This window comes from Paraflavitalea soli (genome assembly GCF_003555545.1).
Classification (GTDB): Bacteria; Bacteroidota; Bacteroidia; order Chitinophagales; family Chitinophagaceae; genus Paraflavitalea; species Paraflavitalea soli.
Genome location: NZ_CP032157.1, coordinates 1521225 through 1543838 on the forward strand (window position 1 = coordinate 1521225; position 22614 = coordinate 1543838).

Below are 22614 nucleotides of genomic sequence, written 5' to 3' on the forward strand. Positions count from 1 at the left end.
GCCCGCAGCTTGTTATTACAACTTGATCAGCTTCACTGTTTGTGCATTATTACCCTGTTTCACCTGCAGGTAATAAGTGCCTGCCCTGTAATTCGAACCAAGTGTAAACAGGCCATTCGCTGCCAGTCCGCTTCTTGTTTCTATGGTCCTGCCTGTATTATCCGTCACCACGATGTTTAACGGTTTCTGCGATGTGCTCAGGGTGATCACATAGAACTGACCCGGAGAAGGATTCGGAAAGGCCTTCACCGTCAGGATGCCATCGGGGAACGGATCATTGGGTACCCTTGGTACCGTTACCTGCATATTTTGCGTGCTGCTGTTGCCCGCTGTATCCGTAGCCGTGATCGTGATGGTGTAGATACGGCCATTGCCCAATAAGCCACGTTCAGCCCGCAGCTTCACATGGTGTTGGTCCACGATCACCCAGTCGGGGGCCAGGTTGCCATACAATCCACCCGTTACCGGTTCATTGCTCGTGACAGCAAGTGAAGTGCTGACAGGTCCGCAATTATCTGTAGCCACATAGTCAACCGTCACGTCTTTCATTTGGAAGTTAGGTGGCCATATTTCTGAAGGGTTTACCGCCGCATTCGTGATCAGCGGACTTTCCTTGTCTGCCACCTGTACCGTATAACTAAAGGTTGATGTGTTGCCGGCATCGTCCGTAACTGTCCAGCTTACCAGCGTAGCGCCGGGCAGGAATACAGTACCCTGCAGGCTGCTGGCCGCTACAGGTGCAGCTGCAACGCCCTTGTAAGTGAGTACATAACTATAGGTAAGTGAGGTGTCGCATCCATCAGTAGCGCTGATGTCCAACTGTGTGCCCGCAGTAAACTGGCAGGCTGCTGAGTCGGTGTTAAATACCTGGATACTGCCATTTGTAAGCGCAGGATCAAGCGCCGTGATCACAGGAGCCAGGTTATCCTTCACCGTAGCTGTAAACTGGCAGACGCCGGTATTGCCGCCTGCATCTGTTGCCGATAAAGTAACTATGATGTCCTGGCTGCCATTGATAAGCGTGCCGGCTGCGGGAGTTTGTGTTACTACGATACCCGGTGCTGCTGTCTGCCCGTTTACCAATGCCTGGGTGGTATAATCAGGTAATACCAGTGCGCAGGAAGCATCTAAGTACAGCGTTTGGTCAGGCGGACATACAATGGCCGGTGGCAGGTTGGACGCCCTGTTGGATACCTCACTTTCATTGTGGAAGTGATCCAGCGCCGTTACCGTATAGTAATAGGTAGTGCCGGGTATACCCGTTTTATCGGCATAGGCCGACGTGTCAGTATTCGTAATGGCCAATATATTATTGGCATTGCTGATATCGATGGTGCTGTCTTCCGAGCGGTAGATCACAAAACGGATGGCCTTGTCCAGTTCATCCGTGGCAACCGGTTTTACCCAGTTCAGGGCAATCGAATCGCCCGGGTATTTCACTACTGTTAAGGTTGCAGGCGCTGCCGGAGCTACACTATCGCGCCAGGGCATCCGGGGCAGCAAGGCAGGCTTCTGGTAAAAGAAAAGCCGCAGGGAATCGCGGAAGCCCAGCTTCGTGGTACTGCGCATACTACTTGTGTTGTAAATGGCCTCTCCCTTAATATTGGGATACAGCGGGTCCCTGTTCATACGCATTTCGTTGGGGATCATCGAAGGATTGGCCCAGTTGACACCCTGCGCCGGGTCATTCACCTTATAGCCCGCCATACCGATATAGATATGCCTTCCATTTGCCTGGTTATTCCACCAGGGTACAATGGCTGCATAATTGGCGCCCGGTTGCCCGATGTACCAATACACCTGCGGTGCGATATAGTCTACCCATCCTTCCTGCAGCCATTTTTTCGTGTCTGCAAAAAGCGTGGTATAATGTTCCAATCCACTCGTAGGTGTACCAATGGCGGGATTGGTGCTGTTGCGGTAAATGCCTGATGGCGATACGCCAAACTTTACCCAGGGCTTCAAAGCCTGGATGGTATCATTGAGTCTTTTGATCAGCAGGCTCACATTGTCACGGCGCCAGTCGGCCCGTACGGTGAATCCCCGTGGATCGAGTGTGAAGGAAGAATCATCATTATAAGGCGTAGTACCTGCTGGCGCAGCCGGCGGGTAGAAATAATCATCGAAGTGTATGCCATCTACTGCATACCGTTGTACAATATCGGTGATCACACTGGTGATGTAATCCCGCACTACTGCAAGGCCCGGGTCCAATACCCGCAGCGTGCCCTGGCTCAACAGCCAGTCCGGATGCAGCCTGGCCACATGGTTGGCCGCAAAGCCGGGAAGGTTGGCTGTATTGGATACTGCCCGGTAAGGATTGATCCAGGCATGAAATTCAATTCCCCGCTTATGACATTCGTCAATCATAAATTGCATGGGGTCCCAGTCGGGACTGGGCGCTTTTCCCTGTGTGCCAGTGAGGTCGGCCGACCAGGGTTCAATGCTGCTGGGATACATCGCATCACATTGACTGCGCACCTGGATGTACAGCGTATTGAGTCCGGTAGCTTTGTGGTGTTCAAGAATGGTAAGAAAAGCGGCCCGCTGCTGGGCGGGCGTTTGTGTGCGGTTGGGCCAGTCGATATTGGAGAAAGTGGCAATCCAGGCCCCGCGCATTTCCCGTTTGGGTGGTTGCTGGCCAAGTGCCAGCAGGTGAAAGGCAGTAAGTAATACGGCAAGTAAAGATCTCTTCATACAGTATAGTTTGCAGGTTTGTGCTCTAATTTAGCGAAAGGCCTGCAAAATTTTGCGACTTTAGCGCCGTGTGGATAGAAAAATAACCGGCAAAAACACGCATGTGTAGGCGCTTACTGATGATGTCATTAATTCACTGAAAGACTGATCTTATTGACCCATAGCATTGTCCGGTCAAAATAGTGCAGAAACTGTTTCACCATAAAAGCACGGTCGATACTGGTTTTCTGATGGTATACCTCCCTGCCATTGATGATCACTTTCACCGGTTGCGATAGGTCGACCATCATCAAACTAATGTAAATGGTAATACTATCTGTTTTATAGGTGTCGATCGTAAAGGTATTGCTGCAAAAAGTAGCCGTGGTTTGCGAAAGATCATTTCCGTATTCGATAGCTACTTTTTTAGTACCGTCCATATCAAAACTCCGTAAGGTATCTGAAAAATGTTCCTTTGAAGTTTTTCTTAAAGTATCTATCTGCACCTGTAGCCAGTCGCAACGGGAAAGGAAATTGCTGCCCGTAAACCAGGTTATTTTGTTATTGGGAAACGGTCGACTGGCCGTCTGCATATTCCGGAAGATCAATGGCAATACCTTTTTAGCATAGGGGTAATAAAAATGATCTTCACCAGCGACGGTCCTGAATAGCCAGTTGGCGCCTAGCTTAGCGGCAAAAGCAGCCCTGGTCTTTACCGACAGGTTGTTGTAGAAATCATGTTCCGCTGAAAATGAAAAGACAGGTCTGTTGGTATAGTTCATAAAAGAGCCCCGGCCATTGGGCCATCCGTTGATCGCATAGAATTTGGCAAACTGTGTTGGGTTGCCCGTTGCAATATTGTAAGCACTGGAACCTCCATCGGAAAAACCTGCCAGGAACACTTTGTTGTCATCAATATTGAATATTTTCTTGGTTTGTATCACTGCCTTTTCAATGTTAATATATCCTTCATCTGTATACAAGGCTACCGACCGGTTCACTACAGGAAATATTTCAATCATATTAGCGTCTTCCAGGTAGGGATAAGTAGGGTTCTCAAACTGGTAGCCTTTCTTTTCATCCTTAGGCAGATTCGGTCTGGCCCACCAGCCGCCGGGTATATATACCAACAGGGCATTGGGCTTACGAGCATCGTAGTTTGTTGGGATATACAGGAAGTAAGGAATGTTCAAGGTGTCATTGATGCGGGTATAATATTTCACTACCCTTCCTTTTTTACCTGGAACAGGATAAGCACTCCATTGCTGTAGCAAGGTATACAACGAATCATCAGGAATACTTTTGTCGGCCTGCCAGGTGGCAATTTTTTTGAGGTGATCGTTTTGTTGCACACCATACAATGCCGGGTCAATACTTTTCAGGAATAGGTCCTTCTCATTATTGAGCGATGTTTCGAAAGGTTTCCATCGCTTATCGGCTTTCAACGACACGATCAGTGTATCGGTATTGATATCCGTTATGTCAACCCAGCCCATCTTCTTGCAAATATCCAAATACCTGAATGCAAGATCATGATCCCCGCTATAGGCAAAACATGCCACCCCGTTCAAATAAGTGAAATAGGAGGGGTAGGGAAGGGGTTGCTGAAATGCTTTTTTATAGAGTGCTGCCGCAGCGGTATAATCTTTCTTCTTAAAATGAAGTAGGGAAGCTGAATCCAGCAGTGTATTCACTGTTTGTGCAGTGGTACTCATTAATAACAGGAGAAGAAAAGGAAGAATCAGACGCTTCATGGCCTTTTGGGTCTAAAATTAATTATCTGGCGCCTGGCAGAATTGTACTCATGCGACAATTATTCTTTCTGGTGAAATTGCCACCAGGTGTCAGCCTGCCCTATATGCTTCCCTTCTCTGAAAAAGGCTGCCGGGGTAAGTCCCGTTAATTTGCGGAATGTTTTGATCATATAGGATTGATCGAGGAACCCGCCCTCATAGGCCAGCCGGGTATAGCTATCTTTATTGTCGTGCAACACGCGCTGATCTACCACATACCGGAAGCGCGCGATCATACGAAACAATTCAGGAGAAATAGACAGGTGGCTCCTGAAATGCCTGTTAAGCGCCCGCGGGTGAAACCGGTTCTTGAGGGCTACTTCTTTTATGCTCAACAGGTGGTCCGGATCACTCAGGTCTTGTATAGCTCCATTCAAAGCCTCGTAAGAATGCTTCCTGTAAACAGATAAGAAGAATGATTCCAGTAATGGAATACTTTCGGTAAGATCTTCCAGGGAAAAGCATTGCGCCACCATGTCGTCCCATAATGCCTTTTCCCTGGGATTAAAGGGTTGCAATTCTGCGGGGGCCAGTTCAGAATAGGATTGCTGTATAAAATGGTTCAATCCCAGCGGAAAGAATACAATACCAAGTTTCTCCACCTTTCCCTGCTGTACTACCGTTCTTGTACTATGTTGCCGCGTGAGTAATTTAACCGTTGGTGCTCCCTCCGTACAGGTGATATGTGTTTCGCCGTTCAATTGCTCAACTACAGCATGGCGATAAAAAGACAGGGTTGTTTTAGTATGCGGAAAGAAGGAGTATTTGTTATAATAATGTTCATTATCTGTCCTGTCGATATAGAAATAGGAAATATGCTTTCGCAGCAGGGAATGGGTGGGCAGGTAGGTGTGAAAGAAATGGGCCATATCCTTGTTCACTATTCTTTTCAGTACTCGTTTAAAGTTCCAAGGTATGAAAATCCCTTCGTTGGCACAAGTCCCGCCGGCCACTTACAATTTCGTTTCTGCCAACTCCTTCGGTGCATTAGCTATAAACTCATTCAGTCCTGTATCCTCCAGGAATTTGTTGGAAAATAAGCGGGCCTTTTTTTCAGTGAGCAGCGCACTGCGGTGGGCTTTCCAGGTAGTGGCTTTGTCGCCGTACATATGCTGCACCAGGCCGGGAAATGCCCAGTCTGCATTCTTGCCCCAGTGGATGGTAAAAGGAATATGATTGGCTTGCAATACTTCGATCGTGCGCGTACAGAATTGTTCCAGGCTGATCATCTTATTCTTTCTCCCCTTCCAGATCAATCCATCGATCTCGATCATACAGGTTACGGGAAACTGTGTAAAGGCCAGGGTAGCCTTCGATTGCTTTACAAACCGCATGGCATAGATGCCGGGTATAGGGCCTTCTTCCCGCGCCAGTTTGGTGAGCAGTTCCAGTGTTTTCGGTGAATCGGTATGGTCAACGCCTACGGCAATGGCAAAGGCCGGCCCCTGGTAGGGTGCGTCCCAAAAGATCTCTGCCAGCGTGCCGGTAGCTTCCAGGTCTACCGGAGGCAATACCGCAGTGCCCAATAATTTGATCAGCTTGGGAATACTGTTCTTGTATTTCTCGGCTATTTTGGTAAACAGGATAATGAGGTCGCGGTAGATCGCTGTCTTCATCCTCGGCAGCGGATCAGGGTATGCTGCCACATAGGGCTTTTTATAGAGCGCTTCCACCACATATTCCGGATCATCCACATAAGGATTGATAAACACCTTGTAATGAAAGGGACGATTCCCTTTTCCTTGTGCATCTGTTTCGCCCGGAATGGTAAACGGTGAATTGGCAAAGTCAAGCGTCTTCGCCAGCTCCAGTGCCAGCTCTTTATTGATCTTTTTTACATAGCGTTTTAATAAGTAACGGTCTTCTGTTTCGATGACCACGCCATGAATAAAGCCAAAGGCGCCAATGCCTACCAGGGCCGCATAGAAAAGGCCATCATTGCGTATGACCCTTGCTTTGATGCGCCGGGCAAATACATCCGACAGGGCTGGCGCCGTATGGCGTTCGAGGTACACAATATCGTTGGCGTCCGGGCCAATGATCAGGTTGATGCCCACTACACAGTCTTGTACTGCCCCTACACCCAATGCAGATCCATGTACACCGGTAGACAGACAACCGGCAATCGTTTGCCCATTGCTGGCTCCCGTAGCCTGGAGGGATTTGCCATGGTCAAAAACAAATTTGTGGATCTCCTTGATCACGTTGCCGCATTGTACAAAGAAAAGATTGGCCTGTTTGAAAGTGGAGGCGGGGTGCATCTCGTCATCGAGGATGGCTTTCTTCAGATTCATTTCGGCATTGAAATGCATATTGTCTTTCTGGTGCGCAATATGGTTCATGGACCAGGCCGAGCCATAGGCCCTGAATCCTTCCTGCTTATCCAATGCCTCCTTCAGCAGCCGTTGGATCTCTGTAGCAGCATCATTGTACCGGTCGATCAGGGAAGGCATATTGCCCTTGCCTTCCAGGGAGGTCTTGTATAATACTTTGGTAGGGAAGGGGCCATTGTTATGGAACGTATCCCAGTTGCCTATTTCATGTTTGGTAGTAGTCGCCATTGCAATTCGTTTTAATGCGTATGATCTGTATTCCCTCGTTGCCTCAATGCCTTGTTGCCTTGATGCCTTATTGCCTTTACTGCTCCTTCAAACACACATACTTGATCTTCACTTTCCGTTTTTTTCCAAAGGTGATGGCGCTCAGCAGCACCCCGCCGAAGGTTACCCGGTATTCAACAGAATAAAACCCGCCCGAAGGGCATCTTTCGATCAGGAAGAACTCTCCTTCCTGCAGCTTTAAGGAGATCGTGGTATCAATTACATGTACTTTTTTGCCCTTGTAGAAATTGCCGGAGTTATTAAGCGGATCAGGTTCAGGTGTTCCTTCCTTGTTTACGATCCGTACCGAATAGCAGGATGACAGCGAGATCATAATAATGAGAACGCCAGCCAATAAAGAAAGGTAGTGGCGGCATGTGCAGACGCGTATGCTCATGTTGTGGCAGTTTTAGTGATGGCCATTATTATCCGCATGCGGCATGCAACGGATAAATAGCCCGGTTACATCAATAAATATCCGTATTATTTAAATAACAGCAGATACCACAAAGTGGTGATACCCCTGTCGATGCATCATTGTTTTAAAAATGACACACCACAGGGGTACCAGGATCAAGAAACGAAGTTTATCTACACGCAGGCTGGCTGGCAGAGCATCAGGATTGCTTTGACTTTTTGATCTCCATCAGCTTCTTGCCATGAATGAAGACTTTCAGGCTACGCCTTTTGAGTGATACAACAGGATGTTTTTTTACGTGGTCATCCATTTGCCGGTTATAAACAGCCAGGATATCCTTATAAGATAGCAGGCCTGTGATCTGCCGGCTGTTGGATGTACCCACCACCGGCAATACATCTACGTTCTCCTGCGCCATCAGTGCTGCTGCCTGTCCCAGACTATGATTGCCTGGTATAGAGATCTGGTCGGGTTGCAGGAGGGTCCCAATTAAAGGATGGCGGTCACGTGTTTGTGTGACCTGCGACACCAATATTCTATCCAGCATATCCGGTTCGTACGAATGAGGTGTTTTAACGCCCCTGCGCGCGATCTTTTCCGTCATGATGGTATTCTCCATCAGGAAGAATGACACGAAATAAGAGGCGCAGCAGGCTGCCAGCAAGGGCAACAGCGCATTGGATTGCGCGGTTGTTTCCACTGCAAAAATAATGGAGGTGAGCAAAGCCCTCGAAGCACCTGCAAATATAGCCGACATGCCCACCAGTGCCGCGAGCGACAAACTGATGCCGGCTTGCGGAAACAGGAGTTGCGCGGCAGTACCGAGCAATGCTCCCGTAGCGCCGCCGATCGTAAGCAAAGGCGCCAATGTACCACCCGATGTGCCGCTGCCCAGGGCGATGGCCCAGGAAAGAAATTTGAGCAGGCACAAGGTCAATACAAAACGGATGGGCAAACTGCCTGATAGCACATCCGTAATGTTTTCGTAGCCCACGCCCAGCGTACGGGGAGCAAAATAACCGATTATACCTACGGCCAGGCCGCCAATGGCAGGCCACCACATCCAGTGGATGGGCAGCTTTTCAAACATATCCTCAATGAAATACACGGCTTTCGTGATCAGTACCGATAATACACCCAGGCAGATACCCATGATGCTGTAAGCAAACAAAGCTTCATTGGAAGGCATGCTGATAACATGGGCTATAAAGAATACTGGTCCCGGTTCAAATAAGAAATGATGCCCAGCCGCACCGGTAATGCAGGCCAGCGAAACAGGTATGATGGACCGGGGAGAAAATTCAAACAACAACAATTCAATGGCCAGGAAGATGGCCGCCACCGGGCTGCCAAATATGGCCGACATACCAGCGGTGGCGCCGGCAGCCAATAGTATTTTGCGTTCGTTGTGGGTGATCTTCAAAATCTGTCCGATCGTAGATCCCAACGCACCGCCCGTGGCAATGATGGGACCTTCCGCACCAAATGGTCCGCCCGTACCGATGGCGATGGCAGAAGAGACAGGCTTTAGGTAAGTGATCGCAGGTTTGATCTTACTCTGGTTTACCAATATCTGTTCCATCGCTTCCGGAATACCATGCCCCCGGATAGCTTTTGATCCATATAACGCCATTAAGCCTACAATGAACCCACCAACGACGGGCACAATGATCACCAACAGGCCCAGGTGATGGGTAGCCGGACTGGCCGGCGCTATAGAAAAATGTCCGTAAAAAGCCAGGTTGGTCACGAGGTCGATCAGGTAGATCAGCAGCCGGGCAATACAACTTACACAGGCGCCGATGCCGATGGCCAGTAAAGCAATAGTAATGGTGCGTTTCTTATCAGGTTTGATATGTGGGAAAATATGCTCCGATGCCAGGGTCGATGCGAGCGATGTTGAAATAGGAATACCGCCCTGTAACTTGTTGTGCTTTGCCATGTAAAATAAGACCAGTTATATAATGTTTGTTTCGTGTGTAGCCAGGTAAGGAATACAGAAGGAAGCCAGGCCGGAAATAATGATAATACCCGACAGCAACTGACGGAACTCAACATTCAAATGAGCGTCTGAAGTGCGTTGAATAGAGGAATCCAGGAACAGGCATATACCTGTTATCAAAATGGCGATGGCCCAATATACGATGGTGCCACGTTTGTACTTGCTCAGGCCATAATAACCAAAGCCTGCTACCAGCAGTATAAGGGGGATGGCAAAAATGATGGATGCCACATTGATGATAGCTGAAAGTTCAAAATAGGTCACCGTCCGGTAAATGTTATTGAAAACCATACATACTACGGCGGCAACGATACCGGTAAATAGTCCCGCCATCACCGACCTGGTGAAAGGCGTGTGTAAATTGTCATTTTCCATAACTTGTATTTTAACCTGTTTAGTTCAAAAAAGGTTGGAGTATCCAGCGGCAAGGGATTTGTGGTAGAGCCACAAAGATATGATATAAATCATGTTTTTTGGCCAAAAATTATTAATTACTCGTTAATCAGGTTACTTAAGATATATTTTATTGACTTACTTTTACACATGCCCGGTATGAAAGAAACCCATGATTGTGACCTGAAAACCTGCTTCTTATGCAGTCAAAGCCTGGATGGTTGGCTGCCTTTGATCGCCTCCAACAGGAAGAACCTTCATTTTAAAAAAGGGGAAGTGATCTTTGAAGAGGGGAAAGCAGTGGAGGGTATTTATTTCCTTTTTGACGGTATTGTGAAAGTGCATAAGGCCTGGGGAAAAGAAAAAGAACTGATCCTGCACTTCGCCAAAAAAGGCGATATGATCGGTTACCGGGGACTGGGCAATAAAAAAACATATCCTGTTACTGCTACCGCTCTGGAGCCCGTGACCGTTTGCTTTATTGACCTTGTTTTTTTTGAAAGCACCCTACAGGTCAACCACCAGCTCACTTATCACCTGTTGAAGTTCTACACCAATGAATTGCAGGAGGCTGAAAACCGGATGAGGAACCTGGCACATATGGATGTAAAAGGCCGTATTGCAGAGAGCCTGCTCGTACTGAAAAAGCGTTTCGGGCAGGGTAAGGATGGATACATCAAAATAACTGTTTCCCGCCAGGATATGGCTTCTTTCGCAGGCACTACTTATGAAACCCTGTTCCGGACCATGAATGAACTGGTCAACGATAAATTGATCCGTATAACCGGCAAACAGATAGCGATCCTCAAAGAAGCAGCCCTGGAAGCCCTGAGTGCCAATAAAGAGCTTGATTAATTGCCAAGCGGGCAAATGCGCGTCCAGGGTGGGGTAAATGGACGGTCGACAGGGGCGTTTTGGACAATGGAATACCGTAACTTTATGGTCAAAACATAGCCATGAAGCATATTTCCATCCTTGTGCCGGAAGGAAAGAACAATGTAAGCAGCATTGTAGGACCTTATAAATTCTTCCTCAAAGCCAATGACTACTGGCAACGCCTTGGTCACCAACCTGTGTTCAAGGTACAGGTGGTTGGTCTTTCAAAGACCATTGAACTGTACGACGGCTTATTTACGATAAAACCCCATGCCTCTATTAACGAGATCACTCATACTGACCTCATTATTATACCGGCCCTTAGTGGCGACTTTGCCTCCAAGATACCTTTTAATAAAGATTACCTTCCCTGGATCACGGAGCATTTTGCCAAAGGCGCAGAAGTTGCCAGCATTTGTACAGGCGCCTTTATACTAGCGGCTACTGGTCTGCTTGATGGCAAACAATGTTCTACTCACTGGAATGCTGCCAGCTCCTTCCGCAAGTTATTTCCCCAGGTTCATCTCGCTACCGAGAAGATCATCACCGATGAGCAACGTATTTATACCAATGGCGGGGCTTATTCCTTTCTTCACCTGCTGGTGTACCTTGTTGAAAAATACTATGACCGCGAAACGGCAATCTATTGCTCAAAGATTTTCCAGGTAGACCTCGACCGGTTTAGCCAATCTCCCTTCACCATCTTTTCCGGTCAGAAAGAGCACGATGATGAACTGATAAAACAGGCCCAGTTGTACATGGAAAAGAATATGTCTGAAAAAATATCCGTTGACCAGATCGCTGCGCAGCTCAATATTAACCGCCGTAGCTTCGACAGGCGCTTTATCAAAGCCACCAGTAATACGCCACTCGAATACCTCCAGCGTTTACGGATAGAAGCGGCCAAGAAAGCCCTGGAAACCTCCCAGCATTCCGTCAATGAAGTGCTCTATGAAGTAGGGTATGCCGATATAAAATCCTTCCGCGAAGTGTTTAAGAAGATAACCGGTCTATCACCATTGGAATACCGCAGCCGGTACCATAAAGAAGCAGGGGCCACCCGTCTGCTGGAAGAAGATTGATATACTGTTCCTCCTGCTAATGCTGCAGCCAGGCAACGCTCCTGGCTGTGTGATCAACCATCGGCAAGACAAATAAAATATTAAATCCCGGCCCCTGCCGGGACAATTCATTGCTATGTACGTTTTACATAAACGGGGATAGGTTTTACTGTTGGTGGTTATTACATTTATTTCACATGTAAGGTTAGGTTGCATTGGTCAGGTCCATTGATTTATAAGGTGGTTGTTACAGTTATTGAAATAAATAAGAAAAACTGATCATGAATTTTAATTATCAGACTGCAGGGTTGTATTTAATAGTATGAGGTGGTGAGGGTGTTTACCTGAAGACCTTTAATAGCGACCAATTGACCATTGCCTTATTCCTATTACTAATCGAAGCAGTTATCCCCTTTTCTATTGGGTCGTGTGTATCCTACACATCGACATGATCCAATATCTTTTGATATCTAAACCCGATTATTTGGAATAAAACCAGCTGCAATGCAGATTGATGATTCGCAACTCCAGGCCCTCAGATCGGGGGACGAGAAAATATTTACGGCAATTTTCAACGGCTACTACCTTTCCCTGATCTTACATGCACAAAATATGCTGAAGGAGAAGCAGGAAGCAGGTGAATGTGTATCCGATGCGTTTATTGCATTGTGGAATTACCGCGAAACCATAAAGAGTTCTACCCACCTAAGAAATTTTTTGTACCAGGCCGTCGAATGGAGATGTGCGAACGCTAATAAATCCTTTATGGTAAGGGCCTCCCATAATAAAAAATACCAGCTGGAAACTCTTTCGCAAAATCTGATCATCCACCAACAACACCATGGCCTTTGGAGGCCGGAAATAAGACGGCGCCTTATAAAACGTTTGGAGCAATTGCCCTTTAATGAGAAAAAAGTATTGGAGCTTTATTTATTGGAAGGCAGGACGGAAAAAGAGATTGCTCAAATACTCAATAAATCCACCAACAATGTTCAGGCTACCAAGATACAGGCGCTCAAAAGACTGCAGTGGGATTGGATCATGATCCTCGTTTTTGCTACCTGCCTATGCCTGCGACTGTTTCGTTGGACAATTACCATTTCTATTATTGGCCGGGAACTTTTCCGGGCCTGATCAAAAAATAAATGCCTGTTTCTTTAATAAAGGCAGCGCAGGATTGTACTAATAATAACCCCCCAGATAGGTAATATAAAAATGAACCTTTCTATGCCCGATGAATCAGACCATATACTTGATCTTATTACTGGCTATTTGATGGGTGAACTCAATGCTGGTCAAAAGCAGGAACTTGACCAGTGGATACATTCATCAGTTCACAACAGGAGGCTGTTTGAGCAACTAACCGCTCCTGCTGGTATAAAAAATGACCTGTTGCGGATGGGTGGCATCGATGGGCAACCTGTATGGGACCAGATCAGGCGGCAAATACCCGGCCTCCCGGTTCAATTTGATGATAACAGTCCCCGCAGGTTAAACACCCGTTCCCGCATTTGGTGGGCTGTAGCGGTGTTGCTGGTGATCTTTTCAGGAGCAGCTTTCTGGTGGATGAAACCCCCAAAAGCACGGGCGCCGTTCGTAAAAACTGTCGGGGAGTGCAATTGTCCCACAGCTTTTCTGCCTTCCATGATTGATCCAACCAGGGTCAACCTGGTACTGATCGATGGCGCCGTGATCAAATTGGATGAACAGCGCTCCGGTACACAATGGTTGCAGGACAGCCTGGTTATTACCAAAAATGATCAGGGCCTTCTGTACAAGGCGGGTAAAAGCAATAAGGCCCCACTGGCCGCTGTCCATTATAATACTTTAGTAACGCCACCGGGAAAAGCTTACTACCTGCAATGGGCCGATGGCAGCAATGCCTGGCTGAGCGCCGGATCGGTATTACGGTATCCTGTACCCTTTGCCGGTAATGAACGCAAAGTGGAGCTAACCGGAAAGGCCTGGTTCTCCGTTAAGCCGGCAAAAGACCGGCCCTTCCTGGTAGTAGCCAAGGAAACGATCAGTGTGGTACATGGTACCACTTTCAATGTGAGTGCTTACCCGGAGGAAGAAGGGGTGAAAACAACCGTTGAACAAGGTAAGGTGATGGTCAAAAGCAAAAATGACAGCGCCCTTGTTTCAACAGGAGAAGAAGCCCGTCTTACAACAACAAACAGCTGGCAGGTATCCAGGCTAACCAATGCAGCTAACGCCAGTAGCTGGAAACAGGGTGTGTTGGAGTTTGAACAGGCTTCCCTGCAGGAGGTGCTGCCCCAGGTGGCCGAATGGTATGCCTATAAAGTCCATTGGCATCCCGGTGCATCCAGTAACGAACGCATGACTGGTTGGTTGAACATTACCGATCCTATTGGCAATGTGGTGAAAGCAATAGAGAAGAATTTCAAGATCCGTATTGAAGTAGATCTGACCAATAAAATATTAAAGATATACTAGTAACTGTTATCCATTGACCCTTTCCTTCCATTAAACCTCGTCCTCATCGCTGAAAGGCCATTGATAAAATGGCAAGTTGGGAATTCCTGCACAACATGGCAGGCCGGCAACCAGTAATGCCGGCCATGCCATGAAGGCAGGGACCGATCTTACATTCAAACCTCTTATCAGGTACTCAGGAACTTTGATTAGTAGCAACCGGTAACAGGCCGTCCTGTTATTGGAAAGTTCATGTTGGATAACCCCATACGTATGTGATAAAAGTTTTGTAAAAATGGTAAAGGCATTGATTGCACCAAAACAATGGTTATGGTGGCTGGTGATTAGTATTGGTTCCATAACGACTGCTCCTGCTCAATCGGACCCGACTATTTCTCTTACAGTTAAGAATAAAACTGTAAAAGAAGTGGCCGATCTCTTTTTTACGCGTTACAGGATCGCTATTACCGGCGATATCCTGGCCGAACGTATTTATGTCAACATCAGGTTGAAGAACACTCCGGTCGATGAAGCCCTTAGAATTTGTTTTGCCGGCTTACCCGTAAAGATCACCCGCCATGGGAATAATGTCACCATCACCACCGTAGGTGATCTATGGCGTCAGAAAGAGGGTATCGTGCTGGATAACCGCTTGCTTCCACTGGAACAGGTTACTGTCAAAGCCCTTCCCGGATCCCAGGTAGCTACTACCGATCTCAACGGCAAATTTGAGATACGTGTTCAGGCAAATGCCGATTCCCTGGTCTGTACCCATGTGCAGGTCCTTCAAAAAACAGTACCCATTCCACCGGCACGCTTTATGGAGATTGTTCTGGAATCAAGGTCAAGTGACCTGGAGCAGGTACAGATCAATTCCAAAAAGCCCAATGCCAAAGGTATACCCGGCCTGGCTATGGGCAGCTATGAACAGATCGACCTTGCCCGCAAAGAAAGCAACCTCGTCTACGATATCAACGATGTGGTAAGGGTAGCAGGCAGTAGCCTCCTGGTAAATAAAGACCGCTATTACCTTCGTGGCATCAGCACCATCAATTCCGATCAGGCTCCCCTGATCATTTTAAACGGGTTTATCTATGAAGGTGACCTGAAAAGCATCAATCCGGCCGATATTGAAAAGTTAACTTTCTATAAAGATGCCATCGCTACTTCCATTTGGGGTATCCGTGCAAGCAATGGTGTTATCGCTATTCAAACCAAGAACGGCAATTACAATAGTCCCCTGCAGGTGTCCTTTACTGCTAATGCGGCCTATACCCGGAAGACCAATATATTCAATGGCCAGGATTTTCTGTCAGCTTCTGATGTGGTCGATATTCAAAGCGGTTTATTCCTGAATGGATTTTACGATGCAGCCTTGCAGAACAGCATTGATTTTCCTGCCGTTCCTGTAGTAGCAGAGATACTGGATCAGCGGCGTCAGGGCCGGATCTCCTATTTTCAGGCAGAGCAATGGCTTGATTCATTAAGGCGAAATGATGTGAGAAAGGACCTCGATCGTTATTTTTACAAGAACGGTTTTCAACAACAATATGCTGTAGGCCTGCAGCAAGGCGATTCCACCTATCACTTCAACCTCACGGTAGGCTTTGACTGGCAGCGCCCCGTTTTGCAAAGAAACCTGCTGCAACGAACTACCATCTCCCTCAACCATGTACAGAAAATACCGAAATATAAAACCGAGATCGGTACCTCTTTGATGGTGGCCATTCATGAAGAACAAAACAACAATACCGGAAGGCCAGCTTCCTTAGCACCTTATCAACGCCTGGCAGATGATAAAGGAAACCCGTTGCCGGTTACCATGGATTACCGCGACGGCTTTACCGATACCGCAGGCGGAGGTAAATTACTGGATTGGAAATACAGGCCGTTGCAGGAATTGGAAGAAGCTGATAATACCAGGAAATCGAATGAGATCGTTGCGGCAGTACAGATCTGGCAGCCAATATTACCCAAACTGCGTATCCAGGCATCCACGCAATTTCATGTGGGTACGGTAACCCAGGAAGACAGGAAAAGCCCGGAAACCTATTATACCCGCAACCTCATCAATTTATTTAGCCAGGTAACGGCTGGTAACGTCATCAATCAGATACCTTATGGTACTATCCGTGATGTGAGCAATGGCAAAAAACAAGCTTTTAACCTTAGCTTTCAATGCCAGTTTACCGATTCTGCATTGGGCCGTCATCGAAAGGTCAAAGACTGGCTTTCTATTTCATTGGGCGCCGATCTTACCCGCAGGAAAGAAATAAGCACTTTGTCCCGCGACTATGCGTGGAGAAAAGACAATCCTCCCGTATTCATCAATACGCACGATCCGATGCCGCTTTATATTGGTGACCGGTCGCAACGCATTCCCACTGTTCCGGATTATAATGTGAGAAACAATACCAGCTTTTTTTCTGCCTGGCTCACCGGTACCTGGTTCCTGAGAAAGAAATGGTCTTTCTCCGGAACCCTGAGAAAGGAATCGTCCAATTTGTTGGGCATAAAGACCAATAAAGCCATCCGGCCATTGTACGCAATAGGGGTAGGGTGGCTGCTCAGCAATGAGAAGTTCTTTCCCTTTAAAAAGATCATACCCCACCTGAACCTGAAATTTACCTACGGTATTACTACCAATATCAATAAGCAAGTATCAGCTTTGACCACTGCCCAATCCATCGGTACCAATGGATATGGACAACCGGCCGCTGTCATTATCAGTCCGCCCAATCCGTCCTTACAGCCTGAAATAACAGGTACAACCAATATTGGTATTGAAATGTCTGCCATTCGTGATCTTCTGCAGATCAAATTCGACTATTTTGTAAAAGACTGCCGCGATCTCATAGGCGCCGCACCATTGGATTATACCTCTGGTCTTTCCAGCTATACCGGCAACACCGCCAATATGATCGTCAATGGTTTTGAATTGAATATCATGTCCCGGTATAGCAAAGGGCCCGTGCATGTTACCCACAACCTCTTATTGAATAAATTTGTTGACCGTATCACCCGCTACCTGAGTCAGCAAAGTATTGTGAGCAGTTATTTGCAACCCGGGCAGGTGAGCCCATTGCAGGGCCAGTCCTACTTTGCTATCAACAGCCTGCCTGTGGCGGGGCTTGACCCGCAGACTGGTAAACTGCTGGCGTTGGTGGATGGCCATCCTTCCATTGATTACAACAAAGTATTGCTCTCGCCCGATCTCAAGCGCTATCTACAGGTAAGCGGCTCAAGTATCCCTACTGTATATGGAAGTTTCTATACCGGTATCAATTGCAAGGGCTTTACACTGGCGGGCACCATTGGCTTCAGGATGGGGTATTATTTTCGCCGGACCTCAGTAAGCTATCCCCGTTTATTACTCGGACAACAAACTCACCAGGATTACCTGAAACGATGGCAAAAACCAGGCGATGAATTATTCACCAACGTGCCAGTCCTGGAATATCCACCCGATATGGGTATGGATGCCTATTACCAGTCAGCTGCATTCCTCGTAGAAAATGGGTCACACATACGATTGCAGGATTGCTCACTCAATTATCAGTTCTCCGACAAAGTACTGAAGGGGTCAAAGTTCAGCCAGGTAATGGTGTATCTCTATGGCAGCAACCTGGGTATACTATGGCGGGCAAATAAACTCCATCTTGATCCTGAATTTCCGGATGGCAATGCGCCGGGCTGGTCTGTTGGAGGAGGTGTGAAAATAAAAATACGCTCAAAACAATGATATGAGAAAACTGCAAAGATATTCCCTGTTGCTAATCCTATGCCCTGCGTGCCTGTTACTGACAGCCTGTGGTAAAATGGGATTGGAGGATAATCCTTCCACCAACAATTATGTGCCTGTTACCTTCGATGATTTCATGGCCCTGCTCCAGGATAACCAAACCATGAACCACACTTCGGCCATGGGAGATATTTCGGCCGATAACATTTATTTGCTCTATACTTTCTGGGCAACGCTGCCCGTGGGACAAAAGAATGCCTACATATGGGCTTCGGATATATTTGAAAGCCAGACGGAGGTGGAAGACTGGAAAGTACCCTATAACCAGGTATTGAATGCAAACGTTGTATTGGATGGATTGAATCAGATAGGTGTTACGGAGGTCAATAATCGAAAATGGCATGAGATCAGGGGTATGGCTTTGTTCTTCAGGGCGCATGCATTTTATCAATTGGCCCAGCTTTTTGCTCCCTGTTATGATACCATGCCCGGCATCCAACAGTTTGGCATTCCTTTACGACTGGTTGTTTCTAAAGATATTGTTCCAAGGTCTACGCTTAAACAAACCTATGACCGGATATTGACAGACCTGCAGGAAGCCGCCTCTCTGTTGGGGCCGTTTACTGACCAACGCATCAATCTGCCATCGCAGCCCGCTGCTTACGGACTATTGAGCAGGGTTCATTTAAGTATGGGAAATTATGAGCAGGGATTGTTGTATGCCGATAAATGTTTGCAAACAGATTCCACGCTGATCAATTATGATACCCTGCATGTTAATACCAACAATGTATTCAAAGGGCGCAATCCTGAAATACTTTTTCACAGTGAATTTTATTCCTCCGCCGCTGCCATAAAAGGTATTGTAGCCACCGGCGCTATTGTTGATTCCATGCTGTACACTTCTTATGATAGCAATGACCTGCGTAAGAAAGCATTCTTTCTTGCCAATACAAGCGGGGCTATCAACCTGAAGTATGGATATGGCGGAACCATTTACCAATTCAGCGGCATAGCCACGGATGAGATACGACTTATCAGAGCTGAATGTCATGCCCGGCTGGGCCACGTTGCACAGGCTTTGTATGACTTGAATAGCCTGGTACGCCATCGCTGGAAAGCAGCGGCTTATACGCCAATAGAGGAATCTGATCCGCAAAAACTGCTGATGCTCATCCTGGATCACAGAAGAAAAGAATTGCCTTTCAGGGGACTGCGCTGGACAGACCTGCGCCGGTTAAACAAGGAAGGCCGCAACCAGACATTGGTACGCAAACTGAATGGCAACTCTTACTCACTGGAGCCCGGTAATAACCGCTACACGCTTCCCATACCCAACGATATCATTGGCATGACCGGCATGTGGCAAAACCCAAGATAGGCCAGGCTATTGATCAAGGAGCGGCCAGTAAAACCCGGTCTTGCAGGCTACGTAATAATTGGGCTGCCACACCGGATTGGGACGGTAATAAGTGCAGGTACCAATAGGCTCATACAGGCAATCATAATCAACGCCTTGCACGCCTTTTACAGGTACATAGCTGGTGCCGGCCTTATAATACTGCGGCGCGTACACACAAACATTTTGACGGGAGGGACGAAAGGAAATAAGTAATACGACTGCCAGGACCGCAGCTGCAATAGGCATGGTGACCTTTTTCATAAAAAAACGGTTTAATGGTGAATAATACAGAGCCTGTAAACCAGTTAGTGATTCACAGTCCAATAGGCAAGTAGCAGAAATAGGGAAGAGGATCGTAAGCTTCTATTGCAGATTTCCTGTTTTAAAGTTACAAAAATCATTCCTGTGCGCCTTACGGGTTGGAGCATTTTTGTACTTTTTGACTATTACCTGTACAGTTATTTTAGTAAGGCACAAGATTGGCGCTGTCAGGACTTGTACCATACCGTACCGGGCTGGCCTCCACTTTTTTTTGTTGAGTAGTACAGAATAGGATAGATTTGTTGTGTTTACAACGATTTACCATATGGATGATGTATACAAACAGATCTATGAGATGGAAGGTGTCAACAGCTTGTCCAAGCACGAACAGCTCGTTAATGGCATCCTGAGTGCTATACAGAACAAAACCCTTGCCCAGGGGGATATGCTGCCTTCCGTCAATAACCTCATCAATGAATTTGGTTTTGCCCGCGAAACCATTGCCAAAGCCTACAAAGACCTTGTGAAACGTGGCATTGTAGAATCGAAGAACAGGGTAGGGTTCTTTGTTTCCAATAACAATATCAAACAACACCTCAAGGTAGCGCTGGTACTCTTTGCCTTCGACGCCTTCCAGGAAACCTTCTATAAGGCCTTCCGGTCCAAACTGGGCAAAGGCGTTCACATCGATGTCTTTTTTCACCATAACAATATCGACGTACTCGAAAGTACTATCCAGAGCATCCGCGGCCGGTATGGCATGTATGTGGTAGCGCCCATTCCGCACCACCGTACCGCCTCCATCCTGGAAACCCTGCCTATGGATATGTTTCTCATGATCGATCGCTTTGAAGAGATCAAGGGTGATCATTCCTATGTGGCGCAGGAATTTAGAGAATCCTCCTATAAAGTATTCACAGAGCTGAGCGATACCATTAAGCGGTACGACGAAATGATCTATTATCACCGTCCCGCTGCAGATACGCCCATTGAAATACTGCAGGCATTCAAAGCATTTGTAAAGGACCACCACATCAACCACGAAATAAAAGCTGAATACATACCCGGCACACTGGAAAAGGGTAAAGTGTATTTTACCATCAACAATACGGAGTTGTGGAATATGCTGAAAGATTGCAAGCTCATGAAACTGAAGCCCGGGAAAGATGTAGGTATCCTTTCGCACAACGATGAAGTGGTAAAAGAGCTGATCTTCGATGGCATCACTACCTATGCTGCCGATTTTAAGGTAATGGCCGAAAAAGCTGCTGCCTTTGTATTGAAGCGAGAGAAAATTCAGGAAATAATACCAACCGTACTCATCAGGCGCAAGTCGCTCTGACGATCTGATACACCATGAATCTCACAGGATTTATCTGCTTTCTGCTGTTCCTTGCCGTAGTGGCTGTCATCTCCATTGCCAAAACAAGGAAGATACGCCTCAATACGACGGCTGCTTATTTTATGGGCAACAGGACCCTGGGTTTCTGGATGGTGGGTTTTTCACTCTTCCTCACCAACCTCAGCAGCAACCAGTTTGTGGGCGAGAATGAATTTGTATACACCACCGATATGACGGTGATGGCCTGGGGTATGAGCTCCATATTGGCTATGCTCATCGTGGCAGAATTTATATTGCCCATTTACCTTAAAATGGGCGCGGTAACCACACCCGATTTCCTGGAACATCGTTTTGGTCCCGGCCTCAAGAAGATCGTGTCGCTCATCTTCCTGGTCAGTTATCTTGTTACCCTCATTCCCACCATCCTGTACGGAAGCGCTGTGGCGCTGAATGGCATCTTTCACATAGATGATGCCCTGGGCATCAGTTATTTTTCCGCCATCTGGCTGCTGGTAGTGATGGTAGGCATCATTGGTTGTTGTTACACGGTATTGGGTGGCTTCAAGGCCATCACGGTATCCGACTTAGTGCAGGGAGCAGGATTGCTGGTGGGTGGTATAGCCCTCCTGTGGTTTGCCCTTCGTTACCTGGGCGATGGCAGTATGCTCTCCGGCATTCAAAAGATTGCGGGCTCCAAAAAGGAACACCTCAATAGCATCGGAGGTCCGCATGATCCCATTCCATTCAGCACCCTGTTTACCGGCATGTTCCTCATCAACCTGTATTACTGGGGCATGGAACAATACATCATGCAGCAGGCACTGGCAGCAAAGAGTTTGTCGCAGGGGCAAAAAGGCATGTCGCTGGCCTGTGTAGGTAAACTGATCTCTCCCTTATTATTAAATGTGCCCGGATTGATCGCTGTACACCTGTACCCGGGACTTACCAATACAGCTACCGTTTTCCCCCGGCTGGTGAGTGATGTGCTGCCACCCATTATGACAGGATTTATTGCCGCTATCATTTTTGGCGCAGCCATCAGTACTTTCAATGCGGGGCTCAATAGTTCGGGCACCTTGTTCATCATGAACCTGTACAAGCCCTGGCGTAAAGGCGCTGCCGACCGTGAACTGGTAAGAGCTGGCAGAACATTCCAGTTGACCATTACCATCATCGCCATGTGTTTTTCTCCCTTTATCCTGTTTTTTGATGGCGGCTTTTATCATTATATACAGAAAATATCCAGCTTCTTCAGTGTGCCCGTATTCACTGTCATGATCGTGGGATTCACTACCAAACGGGTATCTGAATGGGCAGCTCTTACCGGCCTGTTGTTCTTTATTGTAACGTATACTTTGAGTCAGTTTGTTTTCCCGGTGCCACTGCATTACCTGCACGTGCTGGCCATCCTGTTTGTTATTACAGTAGCGCTTATACTGGCCATCAATAAGTGGAAACCCAGGGATACTCCGTACACTGCCCGTAACCTGGCGGTGGTGGATCTGCAGCCCTGGCGGCACCGGTACTGGTTCTTCCTGTTGCTGGTGGCAGGCATGGCGGGCATGTTCCTGCTCTTTTCAAAAGCAGGTATTGCCGGTTAAAATACTTAATA

The 22614-nt window shown here is 47.3% G+C and carries 16 protein-coding genes; 8 read left to right on the top strand and 8 right to left on the bottom strand.

Features of this window, described 5'->3' with window-relative positions:
• Positions 1 to 15: 15 nt before the first annotated feature.
• From D3H65_RS05735 to D3H65_RS05765, 7 genes are all read right to left on the bottom strand, one after another.
• Complete coding sequence (locus tag D3H65_RS05735) at positions 16 to 2697, bottom strand: family 10 glycosylhydrolase (RefSeq protein ID WP_119049345.1); 2682 nt, start codon at positions 2695 to 2697, stop codon at positions 16 to 18.
• Between the two features lie 128 nt (positions 2698 to 2825).
• On the bottom strand, positions 2826 to 4430 hold the full coding sequence (locus D3H65_RS05740) for an alpha/beta hydrolase (RefSeq protein ID WP_162915428.1): 1605 nt from the start codon (positions 4428 to 4430) through the stop codon (positions 2826 to 2828).
• Between the two features lie 59 nt (positions 4431 to 4489).
• The gene (locus tag D3H65_RS05745) at positions 4490 to 5338 is read right to left on the bottom strand and encodes a helix-turn-helix domain-containing protein (protein ID WP_119049347.1); all 849 of its coding nucleotides are present in this window, start codon (positions 5336 to 5338) and stop codon (positions 4490 to 4492) included.
• An 84-nt stretch (positions 5339 to 5422) separates the two neighbouring features.
• A complete protein-coding gene (locus tag D3H65_RS05750) occupies positions 5423 to 7030 on the bottom strand; it encodes an FAD-linked oxidase (protein WP_119049348.1) in 1608 nt (535 codons plus the stop codon).
• Between the two features lie 76 nt (positions 7031 to 7106).
• Positions 7107 to 7466 carry a hypothetical protein gene (locus tag D3H65_RS05755; RefSeq protein WP_162915429.1) on the bottom strand — a complete coding sequence of 120 codons (360 nt, stop codon included), beginning with the start codon at positions 7464 to 7466 and terminating at the stop codon, positions 7107 to 7109.
• A 220-nt stretch (positions 7467 to 7686) separates the two neighbouring features.
• On the bottom strand, positions 7687 to 9429 hold the full coding sequence (locus D3H65_RS05760) for a chloride channel protein (protein WP_119049350.1): 1743 nt from the start codon (positions 9427 to 9429) through the stop codon (positions 7687 to 7689).
• A 15-nt stretch (positions 9430 to 9444) separates the two neighbouring features.
• Positions 9445 to 9864, bottom strand: a complete 420-nt coding sequence (locus tag D3H65_RS05765) for a hypothetical protein (RefSeq protein WP_119049351.1) — start codon at positions 9862 to 9864, stop codon at positions 9445 to 9447.
• 177 nt (positions 9865 to 10041) lie between these two features.
• Here D3H65_RS05765 and D3H65_RS05770 point away from each other — a divergent pair, with 177 nt between their 5' ends.
• The 6 genes from D3H65_RS05770 (at position 10042) to D3H65_RS05795 (ending at position 19378) form a co-directional block, all read left to right on the top strand.
• Entirely contained in the window at positions 10042 to 10737 is a 696-nt protein-coding gene (locus tag D3H65_RS05770) for a Crp/Fnr family transcriptional regulator (protein ID WP_119054406.1), read from the top strand.
• A 101-nt stretch (positions 10738 to 10838) separates the two neighbouring features.
• Entirely contained in the window at positions 10839 to 11840 is a 1002-nt protein-coding gene (locus D3H65_RS05775; protein WP_119049352.1) for a GlxA family transcriptional regulator, read from the top strand.
• Positions 11841 to 12323: 483 nt separating this feature from the next.
• A complete protein-coding gene (locus tag D3H65_RS05780; protein ID WP_119049353.1) occupies positions 12324 to 12953 on the top strand; it encodes an RNA polymerase sigma factor in 630 nt (209 codons plus the stop codon).
• A gap of 93 nt (positions 12954 to 13046) precedes the next feature.
• On the top strand, positions 13047 to 14276 hold the full coding sequence (locus D3H65_RS05785) for a FecR family protein (RefSeq protein ID WP_162915430.1): 1230 nt from the start codon (positions 13047 to 13049) through the stop codon (positions 14274 to 14276).
• Between the two features lie 274 nt (positions 14277 to 14550).
• Positions 14551 to 17997 (top strand): SusC/RagA family TonB-linked outer membrane protein, encoded by a 3447-nt coding sequence (locus D3H65_RS05790; RefSeq protein WP_119049355.1) that lies wholly within the window; start codon positions 14551 to 14553, stop codon positions 17995 to 17997.
• A 1-nt stretch (position 17998) separates the two neighbouring features.
• Entirely contained in the window at positions 17999 to 19378 is a 1380-nt protein-coding gene (locus tag D3H65_RS05795) for a RagB/SusD family nutrient uptake outer membrane protein (protein WP_119049356.1), read from the top strand.
• Between the two features lie 6 nt (positions 19379 to 19384).
• Here D3H65_RS05795 and D3H65_RS05800 read toward each other — a convergent pair whose 3' ends face one another.
• Positions 19385 to 19660: a hypothetical protein gene (locus tag D3H65_RS05800; protein WP_119049357.1), complete on the bottom strand. Its 276-nt coding sequence runs from the start codon at positions 19658 to 19660 to the stop codon at positions 19385 to 19387.
• Between the two features lie 325 nt (positions 19661 to 19985).
• Between D3H65_RS05800 and D3H65_RS05805 the strand changes: the two genes are divergently transcribed.
• Both D3H65_RS05805 and D3H65_RS05810 read left to right on the top strand, forming a co-directional pair.
• Complete coding sequence (locus tag D3H65_RS05805) at positions 19986 to 21002, top strand: GntR family transcriptional regulator (RefSeq protein WP_119049358.1); 1017 nt, start codon at positions 19986 to 19988, stop codon at positions 21000 to 21002.
• Between the two features lie 14 nt (positions 21003 to 21016).
• The gene (locus D3H65_RS05810) at positions 21017 to 22603 is read left to right on the top strand and encodes a solute:sodium symporter family transporter (RefSeq protein WP_119049359.1); all 1587 of its coding nucleotides are present in this window, start codon (positions 21017 to 21019) and stop codon (positions 22601 to 22603) included.
• The last annotated feature ends 11 nt before the right edge of the window (positions 22604 to 22614 follow it).